Raw genomic sequence first — 12,486 nt, forward strand, 5'->3', positions numbered from 1 at the left:
GGAGTCTTTTCAGAAAAGACTTGGGTCCAGCACGCGAAAAAGGGCGACCCAAAAGGCCGCCCTTTCCCGAAAACAGTCTCTGACAAGGCTTAATCGAGGTTCCGTTCGACTTCCTCGCGCTCGAAAATCTCGATCACGTCGCCTTGGCGGATATCGTCGTAATTCTCGAACGCCATGCCGCATTCTTGGCCCGATTGCACCTCCGACACTTCGTCCTTGAAGCGCTTCAGCGTCTTCAGCGTGCCTTCGTGGATCACCACGTCATCGCGCAGCAGGCGCACACCGGCCGACCGGCGGGCAACGCCCTCGGTGACCAGGCAGCCGGCAACCTTGCCGACACCCGTGACCCTGAAGACTTCCCGGATCTCGGCATAACCGATGAAGTTCTCGCGGATTTCCGCGCCCAGCAGACCGCTCGCAGCTGCCTTCACGTCATCCACGAGGTCATAGATCACGCTGTAATAGCGGATCTCGACACCCTTCTGGTTGGCCGAATTCCGCGCCGGCGCATTGGCCCGCACGTTGAAGCCGATCACGGGCGCACCCGACGCTTCGGCCAGGCCGATATCGGATTCGGTGATCGCGCCGACGCCCGAGTGCAGCACGCGCACGCGCACTTCCTCGTTGCCGATCTTCTCCATCGCCTGAACGATCGCCTCTGCGGAACCCTGAACGTCGGCCTTCACCAGAATCGGCAGTTCCTTGACGTTCTCGTTCTCCTTGGCCTGCGCCAGAAGCTGTTCCAGCGTGGTCCCTGCGCCGGCAGCGGCACGTTTTTCCTTCGCGGCCTTCTCGCGGTACTCTGCGATCTCGCGGGCCTGGCCCTCGGATTTCACCACGTTCAGGACATCGCCCGCCTCTGGCGTGCCGTTGAGGCCCAGAACCTCCACGGGAACCGACGGCCCGGCTTCCTGTACACGCTCGCCCCGGTCGTTGATCAGCGCACGGACTTTCCCGTACTGCTCGCCCACAACGAAGATATCGCCCTGTTTCAGCGTCCCGCGCTGCACCAGAACGGTCGCCACGGGGCCACGTCCCACATCCAGCTGCGCCTCGATCACGGCACCCTCGGCGGCGCGATTCGGGTTCGCCTTCAGCTCCAGGATCTCGGCCTGAAGCGCGATGGCTTCCAGCAGTTCATCAAGGCCCTGACCCGTCTGGGCCGACACCTCGACATCCTGCACGTCACCCGACATCGCCTCGACGATCACCTCGTGCTGCAGCAACTCGGTGCGCACCTTGTCGGGGTTCGCCTCGTGCTTGTCCATCTTGTTGATTGCCACGATCATCGGCACCTTGGCGGCCTTGGCGTGATTGATCGCCTCGATGGTCTGCGGCATCACCGAATCGTCGGCCGCCACCACCAGGACCACGATATCGGTCACCTGCGCGCCACGCGCCCGCATACTGGTGAACGCGGCGTGACCCGGCGTATCGAGGAAGCTCAGCGTCGAGCCGCTGTCGGTCGTCACCTGGTAGGCACCGATATGCTGGGTGATGCCCCCGGCCTCGCCGGCAACCACCTTTGCGTCGCGAATGGCGTCCAGAAGCGATGTCTTGCCGTGGTCCACGTGACCCATGATCGTGATCACCGGCGGGCGCGGTTGCAGGTCTGCATCCTTGTCCTCGACCGAATCGATCACGTCCTCGACATCCGAATCACTGACCCGCACGATGCGGTGACCGAATTCCTCGACGATAAGCTCGGCGGTGTCGGCGTCGATCGACTGGTTCTGCGTGACCATCATGCCGTTGTTCATCAGCGCTTTCACCACGTCGCCGACGCGCTCTGCCATCCGGTTGGCCAGCTCGCTGACCACGATCGCCTCGGGCACCTGCACGTCACGCACGACCTTTTCACGCTCCTGCGCGCCGCCCATCGCCTTTTGCCGGGCGCGTTCCTGCTTGCGCTTCATGGCAGCCATGGATTTCTGCCGGCCACCTTCGCCACCCGACAGCGCCTGGTTCAGCGTCAGCTTGCCGGACCGGCGGCCACCATCGTCGCGGCCCTTGCCACGGCCCCGGCCATCGTCGCCGCGCTGGTCGCGCTCGGGCGCCTTGCCGCGCGGGGCCTGCTTGGGCTGGCGGGTCTGCTGGTCTTCGACCGGAGGAGCTGCGGCAGCGGCAGCGGCCTGCTTGGCGGCATCTGCCTCCTCGCGCTTCTTGCGCTCTTCCTCGTCGGCCTTCGCCCTGGCACGTTCCTCGGCCTCGCGCTGTTCACGCTCCTTGGCCTCGGCTTCCTCGCGTCTGCGCTGCTTTTCTTCCTCGCGTTCGCGGGCTTCGGCCTCGCGCTGCGCGGCCTCTTCCGACTCGCGTTCCTTCGCGGCGGCAAGCGCCTTCATCCGGCGTTCCATCTCCTCATCGGAGATCCCGGCAGGGCGTTTCGATCCCGCGCCCGGCGTACCCGGCTTGGCACCACCCGGCGACGGCGCCGCGGCTCCCGGCTTGGGTTTCACGATGCGCTTGCGCTTGGTTTCCACCACGACGTTCTTGGTGCGGCCATGGCTGAAGCTCTGCTTCACGTTCCCCGACCGAGGACCGCCACCACGTACACCCAGAGTTTTCTTTCCGTCGTTGTCGCTCATCTATCTCAACTTCCTTTCCGGCGGGGTCGGTCCCCGTCCGTGACGCGCAAGCCCTTGAGTCTTGCCGCCTCCTCTACAACACGTTCGCACAAACCGCCAGCAGCGAGTGCGGCATGGATGCTTGTTTCACGCCCGAAGGCCTGGCCCAGCTCATCCGCTGTCACCCAGCCGATCCAGCTGCCGCCATAGGGCGTGCTCAGTTTCGTCTTCCCGCGCGCGGACCCGTCGCTGGCCTGGATCAGAACCTCGGCCTCTTCCTTGGCCAGCCAGTCCTTGACCTTCTCGTATCCGGCCACCGCCTGCCCGCCCTTGCGCGCCAGGCTCAGCAGTTCCACGACCCGCCGCGCCAGCATTGCCTCGACCTGGTCGACCAGATCCTCGGGCACCGTGACGCTCTTTGCTTGGCGCTGCGCGAAAACAGCCCTTTCTTCACGGCCGTTTCCAGCGCCTGCCGCGTCGAGCTTACCCAGATGCCCCGGCCCGGCAGCTTCTCCAGGATATCCGGCACCACCTGCCCCTCGGGACCGATGGCGAACCGGATCAATCCATGCTTCGGACGCACCTCGCCCGTTGCAATACACTTGCGCTCGGGACCATTCGTCCGGTCCTTGGGCTGCCCACCGCGCCCCATATCAGCGCCTACGAGGCCTGACGCATCAGGCCCCGGCCTCCTTGAAAGTTTCGCTTTCGGCGTCGGCATCTTCTTCGGCCTCGGCTTCCAGATCCGCCGGATCGACCCAGCCCAGCATGACCCGCGCGGTCATCACCAGGTCCTGCGCCTCTTCCAGCGACACTTCGAAAGGTTCCAGAACGCCATCGTCCTTGACGCGCTCACCGTCCACGGTGGTCCAGCCGCCCGCCAGTTCCCAGTCTGCGCAGGTGGCAAAGTCTTCCAGCGTCTTCACGCCATCCTCGGCCAGTGCCTGTACCATCTGGGGTGTCAGGCCCTCGAATTCAATAAGACTGTCCTCGGCGCCCAGCGCGCGGGCCTTCTCCAGCGCCTCCTTGGCCTGTGCTTCCAGAACGTCACGGGCGCGCGCCTGCAATTCGTTGGCGGTGTCCTCGTCCACGCCGTCGATCACCAGCAGCTCGTCGATCTCGACATAGGCGACCTCGTCGAGGTTGGTGAAGCCTTCCGACACCAGCAGTTGCGCAAAGAACTCGTCCAGGTCCAGCGTGTCCATGAACAGCTTGGTACGCTCTTCGAATTCCTTCTGACGGCGTTCGCTGTCCTCGGCCTCGGTCATGATGTCGATGTCGAGGTTGGTCAGCTGGCTGGCCAGCCGCACGTTCTGACCGCGACGGCCAATCGCCAGCGAAAGCTGGTCCTCGGGCACCACGACCTCGATTCGCTCGGCTTCCTCGTCCAGAACCACCTTGCTCACCTCGGCGGGCTGCAGCGCGTTCACCAGGAAGGTCGGCTGGTCCTCGTTCCACGGGATGATGTCGATCTTCTCGCCCTGAAGCTCATTCACCACGGCCTGCACGCGGCTGCCGCGCATACCCACGCAGGCGCCCACCGGGTCGATCGAGTTGTCATAGGAAATCACCGCGATCTTGGCGCGGCTGCCCGGGTCACGGGCCACGGCCTTGATCTCGATGATGCCGTCATAGATCTCCGGCACTTCCATCTTGAACAGTTCCGCCATGAACTCGGGCGCGGTGCGGCTCAGGAAGATCTGCGGCCCACGGGCCTCGCGGCGCACATCCTTGATGTAGCACCGGATGCGGTCGTTCGGGCGATAGCTTTCGCGCCCGATCTTCTCGTTCCGGCGCAGGATCGCTTCGCCCGCACCCACGTCGACGATGACGTTGCCGTATTCTTCGCGCTTGACCACGCCGTTGATGATCGTGCCGGCCCGGTCCTTGAATTCCTCGTACTGCCGGTCACGCTCGGCCTCGCGCACCTTCTGCAGGATCACCTGCTTGGCGCTCTGCGCGGCGATCCGGCCCATGTCCACGGGGGGCACTTCCTCGACGAAGGTGTCGCCGACCTTGGGGTCGTCCAGGTATTGCTTGGCCTGCTCGACGGTGAACTCCGCCTGGTAGTTCTCCAGCTCCTCGTCCTCGACCACGGTGCGCACGCGGGTGAACGTCGCCTTGCCGGTCTTGCGGTCGATGCTGACGCGGATGTCCATCTCGGCGCCGTAACGGCTCTTGGCCGCGCGCGAGAGGCTCTCTTCCATCGCCTCGATCACAAGGCCCGGGTCAATCATCTTCTCCCGCGCCACCGCCTCGGCGGTCTGCAAAAGCTCAAGCTGGTTGGCAGAGGTAATAGCCATTGTCTCAGGTCTCCTCGGACGAGTCAGTCTCTATGTCGTCAAAATTGTCTTCGTTCAGAACGCCCGCATCCTTGCGCGCCTTCAGCATGTCCTTGATCAGCTCATCGGTCAGAACCAGCTTGGCATCCGCCAGCCAATCGAAATGCAGCCCGATCGTGCCTTCCTCGACGTTGATCAGCACCTCGCCGCCCTCGGTCCCGGCCAGAACGCCCTTGAACCGCTTGCGCCCGTCGATCAGCTCGTGGGTCTCCAGCTTCGCCTCGTAGCCCTCGAACTCGTCGAAATCCTTCAGCCGGGTCAGGGGCCGGTCGATGCCGGGGCTGGACACTTCCAGCGTGTACTCATCGACGATCGGGTCTTCCACATCCAGCACGGCGCTGATGGCGGTGGAAATCTCGGCGCACTCGTCCACCTCGATGCCGCCCTCGGGCCGCTCGGCCATGATCTGAAGCGTGGCGGTCTTGCCGCCCATCAGACGCACGCGCACCAGCTCGAATCCCATGTCCTCTATGACAGGGGTGACGATCTCGGCCAGCCGCCGATCCATCGAGGTTTTCGCAATCAGGTCGTTGCTCATGGGTCTTTCAAACACAAAAAAACGGGCGCGCGGCCCGTCGATCTTTCCCGGTGGAGCGCCGGGTGTGGACCCCAGCGCGCCGCTGTTGAAAGGGCATATACGTCGTGATGGATGAGTCTGCAAGGGCTAAAGCCGGGACATACAGAAACTGCCTCCGGTATGCTCTCGATCAGGACCTTATCGCCCGGTCACCATCCGGTCCATGATCTTCACCAGCTCGGCACTGATCCCCGGCTCGGACAGGGCGTGCCCCGCCACCGGAATGATCCGCAGATCGCCCTTGGGCCATAGCCCCGCCAGCCGGTGCGCCGCCTCGGGCGGGCAGATCATGTCGTACCGCCCCTGCACGATCACGCCGGGCGTGTCCGCCAGCTTGTCCATGTTATCGTAGATGTAACCGTCCTGCCCCAGGAAGCCGCCGTGCCGGAAATAATGGTTCTCCAGCCGTGCAAAGGCGCGGGCGTAATCCGCCGGGCTGTCGCCGCTGTGACCGTTGGAATTGACCGTCGCCAGCGCATTTTCCCAAGCGCTCCACGCCTTGGCAAAGCGCACTTCCTCGGCCCGGTCGCCGGAAAACAGCCGCTTGTTATAGGCCCCGATCATGTCGCCCCGTTCATCCTCGGGGATCAGCGCTCTGAACTTTGCCCAGGTCTCGGGCCAGAACCGCCCGGCACCGCCGCCATAGAACCAGTCCAGCTCCCGCTGCGTCATGGTAAAGACGCCCCGCAACACGAGATGCGCCACCGCCTCGGGATGGCTCTGACCATAGATCAGCGCCAGCGTCGCGCCCCAGCTTCCGCCGAAGACGATCCACGTTTCGATGCCCAGCGCATCCCGGATTCGCTCGATATCCGCCACCAGATGCCAGGTCGTATTGTCCTCGACACTCGCATGGGGCTTCGACCGGCCACAGCCGCGCTGGTCGAACAGCACGATCCGGTAATGGTTCGGATCGAAATACCGCCGCATCGCCGGGCTGCATCCGCCACCGGGCCCGCCATGCAGCACGACAACCGGCGTGCCCTCGGGGTTGCCCGACTGCTCGACATAGATCGTGTGCCCGTCGCCCACGTCCATCATCCGTCGGTCGAACGGCTCGATCGACGGATAGAGGAACTGCGCTGCGTTCTTTTGGCTCGAAAACTTGTCCATGAATGCCCTATATAGACCGTCTGAGACATTGAGCACATGGAACGCGGAATGCAACCCAACTCGACCACGATCGACACCGATGAAGTCGCCAAGTTCGAGGCGATGGCCGCCGAATGGTGGGACCCGAACGGCAAGTTCAAGCCGCTGCACATGCTCAATCCCTGCCGGCTGGATTACATTACGTCGCAGATCGCCGCCGAATTCGACCGCGACCTGAAAACGTCGAAACCCTTCACCGGCCTGCGGCTTCTGGATATCGGCTGCGGTGGCGGCTTGCTTGCCGAACCGATGGCCCGCCTTGGCGCGACGGTCGTCGGCGCCGACGCCGCAGCGGGTAACATCCCCGTGGCACAGGTCCACGCCGCACAATCCGGCCTCGACATCGACTACCGCAACACCACCGCCGAGGATCTGGCAGCGGCGGGCGAGCAGTTCGACGTTGTTCTGAACATGGAAGTGGTCGAGCATGTGGCCGACCCTGCCACCTATCTCACCGCCTGCCAGCGCCTGCTGAAACCGGGCGGTCTGCACATCTGCTCCACCCTCAACCGCACCGCCAAGAGCTTTGCCGCCGCCATCGTCGGGGCGGAGTTCATCATGCGCTGGCTGCCGAAAGGCACCCATGACTGGACCAAGTTCATTACCCCGGAAGAGCTGTACGGTCTTTTGCGCGACGCAGGCCTCGACCCGGTCGACCGCAAGGGGTTTGTCTTCAACCCGCTCAGTTGGTCCTGGTCCCTGTCGGATCGCGACCTGGCCGTGAACTACGTCACGACCAGCCTGAAACCCTAAGGGTAGAGCCTAACTTTCGTCCGACAGCTTCGCCCGCATTTCGCGCAGCACGGGGAGGGTGGCACGCACGTTGCCCTCGCCCAGCTCGCTCACCACCTCGGTGATCAACGGCATGATGGCCGAAATCGCCGCGTCCCGCGCTCGCGTACCAGCGGGACTTATCGACACCATCTTGCGCCGCGCATCGTCCCAGTCGGGCCGGATATGCACATACCCGGCCCATTCCAGCTTGCTCAGCGTGTTGGTCATCGCCCCGCGCGTGACGTGAAAGCTCTTGGCCAGCTGCGCCGGGCTCCGCTCGCCATTGGCCCGCGCCAGGTGATTCAGCACCGAGAAATGCGAGATCTCCATGCCTTTCGGCAGCACCCGGCTCAGCCGGCTCCGGATCAGCTGCTCGTTTGCCAGAACCTCGCTGAACAGCGAAACGGCAATCGAATGCAGCGTGTTATCCGTGGTTACGACCAAGTGATATCGACCTCACTGTTTACTGCCGGTATCCGCGCCCGTGCCTGGGTCACCTCGTCCCGGTTCACATCCACGAATACCACACCCGGGGCCGTTCCGGCATCTGCCAATACGTCACCCCACGGCCCCACGGCCAGCGAATGCCCATAAGTGCGGCGTTCCTTGCCCCGCGTGGCCGAATGTTGCCCGGTCTGTGCCGGGGCCAGAACGTAGCACCCCGTCTCGATCGCCCGCGCACGCAGCAACGTCTCCCAATGCGCCTCACCCGTGGGCACGGCAAAGGCCGACGGCACTGTCAGGATCTCCGCGCCCGCTTGCGCCAGCCGCCGGTACAGCTTTGGAAACCGCAGGTCATAGCATACGGTCAGGCCGACCGTGCCGAACGGCGTCTCCGCCATCACACCCCGGTCGCCCGGGCGATAGCCGGCCGATTCCCGGTACTGTTCGGTCTCGGAAACTTTCACGTCGAACATGTGAACCTTGTCATACCACGCCGCGATCCCGCCCTTGGAGTCGATCAGAAAAGACCGGTTGGCAAAGCGCCCGTCAGCGTCATCCGTCTTGACCGCAATCGACCCGATCAGCAGCCAGATCTCCAACCGTTCCGCCTGCTCCCGAAGGCCCGCGAGCGTCGCGTCGTCCTCCTGGTGGCGTAGAACTTCCTTCTGCCGCGTCCGGCTCGCCGACAGGCAATTCGTCACTTCCGGCGTCAGCACGAACCCCGCGCCCCCCGCCGCCGCCTCGTCGATCAAGCCTTGCGTGACCGGCAGGTTCTCGTCCGGGCTATCGGACGAATTCAGCTGGATCAGAGCCGTTTTCATGCCTTCAGCAACGCATCCAGCTTGCCCGCCCGGTCCATCGCGTAAAGCTCGTCACAGCCGCCCACATGCACGTCCCCCACGAAAATCTGCGGCACCGTCCGCCCGCCCTTGGCACGCTGCGTCATCTCGGCCCGCTTCTCGGGCTCCCGCCCCACGTCGATCTCGTTGTACTCGACGCCCTTTTGCGACAACAACCGCTTGGCCGCGTGGCAGAATCCACAAAGCTGCGAGGTGTAGATTTCGACGGGTCTCATGACAGGGTCCAATCCTTTCCGTGGTTGGACCCTACTTAAGCATCCTTGACCACGCGCGCCAGTGTCAGTGTCCTGACCTCCGCCGCGCCTCCCGCCAGCAAGGCGCCCGCGCAGGCCGCCAGCGTCGCGCCCGACGTCATCACGTCATCCACCAATATCACCGCGCGCCCCTGTATCCTCACGCGCCGCCCCTGCCGCAGGCCGACCGCCGCATCCAGCGTCGCGAACCGCGCCTCCATTCCCAACCCATCCAAGGACGGCGTGCGCTTCACCCGCTCCAGCACGTCGGGGCACCACGCCGCGTTCACCTCTTTCGTCACCGCCTGCGCCAGCAGGGCTGACTGGTTGAACCGCCGCTTCAATAGCCGCGTCCAGTGCAGCGGCACCGGCACGAACAGGCAGTTCGGCACCAGCAGCGGTCCCGCCGCCCGCTTCATCCAGGTCGCCGCCAGCGGCACCACGTCATGCCGGTCGCCATGCTTCAACGCCAGCACCAGCTTGCGCGCGTTGTCCTTGTAGATCAGCGCCGCCCGCCCTTTCTGCCAGGGCCGCGCCACCCGCAGGCAGTCGTCACACCGCGCGTCCCCAACCGCCTCCTCGCCGGGCAGGGGGCAGCCACACAGGTCGCAGACCAGCCCCGACACCACCGGCGTATCGCGCCAGCACGGCCCGCACAGGCCGAACTCGCTGTCCACCAGCCCGCCACACAATGTGCAGCGCGGGGGATAGACCACGCGAAGCGCCGTTTGAATTGCCTCGAAAGCCACTCTATTTAGCCACCATGACCAGAACTCTCACCGATCGCACAGCCCTCATGCGCAACCGCCAACGGGCCAGCCGCAACCCCGCGCTGTTCCTGCACGAGACCGCGGTCGACGAGGTCAAGGATCGGCTGAGTTTCGTTAAAAAATCCTTTACGGATACGAGCATTGTCACCGGCCTGCCCGACCCGTGGCAGGCCGCGTTTCCCGACGCGCAGATTATCGAAGACGCCGAAACTCTTGCGTTAGAGCCTGAATCGCGTGACCTGATCCTGCACGCCATGTCCCTGCACTGGGCCGACGACCCGGTCGGCCAACTGATCCAGTGCCGCCGCGCCTTGCGCCCCGATGGCCTGTTCATCGCGGTGTTCTTCGGCGGCCAGACCTTGCACCAGTTGCGCGCTGTCCTCGCCCAAGCCGAATCCGACCTGCGCGGCGGCCTTTCCCCCCGGGTCCTGCCCATGGGCGATATCCGCGATCTCGGCGCGCTCCTGCAACGCGCCGGCTTTGCCCTGCCCGTGGCCGACACCCTGCCGCTCGAGGCCAGCTACGAAAGCCTCATCGCCCTGATGCACGACCTGCGTGCCATGGGCGAGGCTAACGCGCTCGACGCCCGGCCGCGCAATTTCTCCCGCCGCGACGTCCTCCTGCGCGCCGCCGACCTTTACGCCGAGACCTTCGGCACCCCCGACGGCCGCATCCCCGCCACGTTCGAACTGATCACCCTCACTGGCTGGGCCCCGTCCGAAGACCAACCGCAGCCCCTCCGCCCCGGCAGCGCGACAACACGTCTCGCCGATGCGCTCGGCACGTCCGAGACCCCCTCAAAGATTGACGACCGACCGCAATCCTTTATGTGTCCGTGATCCAATCCGACCAGAAAAGACGCCCGCCATGTTTGACGCCGCCAAGAACAAGACCTGTCCTGTCCATGCCCCGTCCGACCATCCGGCCATTCCGGAGCCCAAGACGGGCGTTCTCATCGCCAACCTCGGCACGCCCGACGATTACGGCTACTGGTCCATGCGGCGCTACCTGAACGAGTTCCTGTCGGATCGCCGCGTCATCGACTATTCGCCCTGGCTCTGGCAGCCGCTTCTGCAACTGGTGATCCTGTCGAAGCGTCCGTTCACCAGCGGCGAGGCGTACAAATCCATCTGGAACGAGGACAAGGGCGAAAGCCCCCTGATGACCATCACCCGCGACCAGACGACGAAACTGTCTGAAGCACTGAAAGCGCGCTATGGCGACAACGTCATGGTCGATTTCTGCATGCGCTACGGCAACCCCTCGACCAAGTCCAAGGTCCGCGCGCTGGTCGAGGCCGGCTGCACCCGCATCCTCTTCTTCCCGCTCTACCCACATTATGCCGGGGCCACATCCGCTACCGCGAATGACCAGTTCTTCCGCGCCCTGATGGACGAAACCTGGCAGCCCATCGCCCGCGTGGTCGAACCCTATTTCGAGCATCCGCTCTATATCGAGGCGTTGGCCCAATCGGTCGAAAAGGCCTATGCAGAGACTGACAAGAAGCCGGAAATCCTCGTCGTCTCCTATCACGGTATGCCGCAGCGCTACCTGAAACAGGGCGACCCATACCACTGCCAGTGTCAGAAAACGACGCGACTTCTGAGGGAGCGTCTTGGCTGGGACGACACCCAGATCACCACCACGTTTCAGTCGGTCTTCGGCCCCGAGGAATGGCTGCGCCCCTACACGGTCGAACACGTCGCCAAGCTGGCCGAGGACGGCAAGAAGAACATCGCCGTCATCGCCCCTGCCTTTTCCGCCGACTGCATCGAGACGCTCGAAGAGATCAACGAAGAGATCAAGGAAAGCTTCGAGGAGGCTGGCGGCGAGGAGTTCCTCTACATTCCCTGCCTCAACGACAGCGACGCCCATATCAAGGCGCTGAGCACGGTGATCGAGGACAACCTCAAGGGCTGGCTGGATTAGAGCTGCGCGATTGCCAGACCGCGCAATGGCGACCTGACATGTGTTCAGGGCAGTTTATGGCGGCCACATCCGCAAGACCTCGAACCGACGCGCCAACCTGACCCAATCGCCAGCCCGGGGCGGTCTGGCGATCGCGCGGCGGCCTGCGGCCTTGATTCCGCGCGGGCTCACGCGAGACCCGTCCACGAAAAAGCAGCGCCGAAACGCTGCCCTCCTTCGTCTCTATTCCAGCGCAAAATGCCTCAGATCACCAGAACCTGCGTGCCGACCTCGGCCCGGGCGAACAACTGCGCAATATGCTCGTTGTAAAGCCCGATACACCCGTTCGAGGACCGCCTTCCGATCTTGCGCGTGTCATGCGTGCCGTGGATCCGGTAATAGGTCCATCCCAGATACAGCGCATGTGTCCCCAACGGGTTGTCCGGCCCCGGCGGCACGTAGGACGGCCAGTTCGGGTTCCGCTTCAGCATCGACGGCGTCGGACGCCAGTCGGGCCCCTCCACCTTGCGCACCACGCGGGTGCGCCCGCGCCGCGTCAACTCCTCGGACATCGGGATGCTCGACGGGAACAGGAATTTTGTCTGCCCGTCCTCGTCCCAGAAATGCAGCGCGCGGGACGAAATATCGACCAGGATCGCGCCATTCCTCAGGCTGCTGAAATGCGGCCGCCAGTCCGCGGCGCGAAAGCTCGAGATGTTGCGCTGCACCGACTGGGTGATCTTGGTTTCCATCTCGGTGGTGGTCGGACCTGTCTGGGCCAGCGCGGGCGCGCCAAATGCTGCGGCGGTTCCGGCCAGAAAAGCACGGCGGCTGAACGAGGTTTTGGGATCACGGGACATGT

Annotated in this window: 12 protein-coding genes and 1 pseudogene; 3 read left to right on the forward strand and 10 right to left on the reverse strand. The window is 64.2% G+C overall.

From position 1 onward, the window contains the following. Nucleotides 1–89 precede the first annotated feature (89 nt). From infB to pip, 5 genes and pseudogenes are all read right to left on the reverse strand, one after another. On the reverse strand, nucleotides 90–2,585 hold the full coding sequence (gene infB, locus ACSQ76_RS00205; protein ID WP_437154979.1) for a translation initiation factor IF-2: 2,496 nt from the start codon (nucleotides 2,583–2,585) through the stop codon (nucleotides 90–92). A 5-nt stretch (nucleotides 2,586–2,590) separates the two neighbouring features. After that, nucleotides 2,591–3,216: pseudogene (locus tag ACSQ76_RS00210) on the reverse strand (RNA-binding protein). A 25-nt stretch (nucleotides 3,217–3,241) separates the two neighbouring features. Next, a complete protein-coding gene (gene nusA / locus ACSQ76_RS00215) occupies nucleotides 3,242–4,867 on the reverse strand; it encodes a transcription termination factor NusA (RefSeq protein ID WP_437154980.1) in 1,626 nt (541 codons plus the stop codon). 4 nt (nucleotides 4,868–4,871) lie between these two features. After that, complete coding sequence (gene rimP / locus ACSQ76_RS00220) at nucleotides 4,872–5,444, reverse strand: ribosome maturation factor RimP (RefSeq protein WP_437154981.1); 573 nt, start codon at nucleotides 5,442–5,444, stop codon at nucleotides 4,872–4,874. A 177-nt stretch (nucleotides 5,445–5,621) separates the two neighbouring features. Beyond that, nucleotides 5,622–6,596: a prolyl aminopeptidase gene (gene pip, locus ACSQ76_RS00225; protein WP_437154982.1), complete on the reverse strand. Its 975-nt coding sequence runs from the start codon at nucleotides 6,594–6,596 to the stop codon at nucleotides 5,622–5,624. A 48-nt stretch (nucleotides 6,597–6,644) separates the two neighbouring features. Between pip and ubiG the strand changes: the two genes are divergently transcribed. Next, entirely contained in the window at nucleotides 6,645–7,388 is a 744-nt protein-coding gene (ubiG, locus tag ACSQ76_RS00230) for a bifunctional 2-polyprenyl-6-hydroxyphenol methylase/3-demethylubiquinol 3-O-methyltransferase UbiG (protein WP_437154983.1), read from the forward strand. 9 nt (nucleotides 7,389–7,397) lie between these two features. Here ubiG and ACSQ76_RS00235 read toward each other — a convergent pair whose 3' ends face one another. The 4 genes from ACSQ76_RS00235 to ACSQ76_RS00250 are packed head-to-tail and all read right to left on the reverse strand — an operon-like array spanning nucleotide 7,398 to nucleotide 9,662. Continuing rightward, nucleotides 7,398–7,853, reverse strand: a complete 456-nt coding sequence (locus ACSQ76_RS00235) for a MarR family winged helix-turn-helix transcriptional regulator (RefSeq protein WP_437154984.1) — start codon at nucleotides 7,851–7,853, stop codon at nucleotides 7,398–7,400. Next, a complete protein-coding gene (locus ACSQ76_RS00240; RefSeq protein WP_437154985.1) occupies nucleotides 7,844–8,674 on the reverse strand; it encodes a carbon-nitrogen hydrolase family protein in 831 nt (276 codons plus the stop codon). The genes ACSQ76_RS00235 and ACSQ76_RS00240 overlap by 10 nt, the downstream gene beginning before the upstream one ends. Further along, nucleotides 8,671–8,928 carry a glutaredoxin 3 gene (grxC, locus tag ACSQ76_RS00245; RefSeq protein ID WP_437154986.1) on the reverse strand — a complete coding sequence of 86 codons (258 nt, stop codon included), beginning with the start codon at nucleotides 8,926–8,928 and terminating at the stop codon, nucleotides 8,671–8,673. The genes ACSQ76_RS00240 and grxC overlap by 4 nt, the downstream gene beginning before the upstream one ends. Nucleotides 8,929–8,963: 35 nt before the next feature. Next, entirely contained in the window at nucleotides 8,964–9,662 is a 699-nt protein-coding gene (locus tag ACSQ76_RS00250) for a double zinc ribbon domain-containing protein (RefSeq protein WP_437154987.1), read from the reverse strand. Between the two features lie 47 nt (nucleotides 9,663–9,709). Between ACSQ76_RS00250 and ACSQ76_RS00255 the strand changes: the two genes are divergently transcribed. Further along, entirely contained in the window at nucleotides 9,710–10,555 is an 846-nt protein-coding gene (locus ACSQ76_RS00255; protein WP_437154988.1) for a methyltransferase domain-containing protein, read from the forward strand. A 28-nt stretch (nucleotides 10,556–10,583) separates the two neighbouring features. Beyond that, nucleotides 10,584–11,645, forward strand: a complete 1,062-nt coding sequence (hemH, locus tag ACSQ76_RS00260; RefSeq protein WP_437154989.1) for a ferrochelatase — start codon at nucleotides 10,584–10,586, stop codon at nucleotides 11,643–11,645. 242 nt (nucleotides 11,646–11,887) lie between these two features. Here hemH and ACSQ76_RS00265 read toward each other — a convergent pair whose 3' ends face one another. Then, nucleotides 11,888–12,484: a L,D-transpeptidase gene (locus ACSQ76_RS00265; protein ID WP_437154990.1), complete on the reverse strand. Its 597-nt coding sequence runs from the start codon at nucleotides 12,482–12,484 to the stop codon at nucleotides 11,888–11,890. Between the last annotated feature and the right edge of the window lie 2 nt (nucleotides 12,485–12,486).

The organism is Roseovarius sp. B08 (assembly GCF_051417955.1).
Lineage (GTDB): Bacteria > Pseudomonadota > Alphaproteobacteria > Rhodobacterales > Rhodobacteraceae > Roseovarius.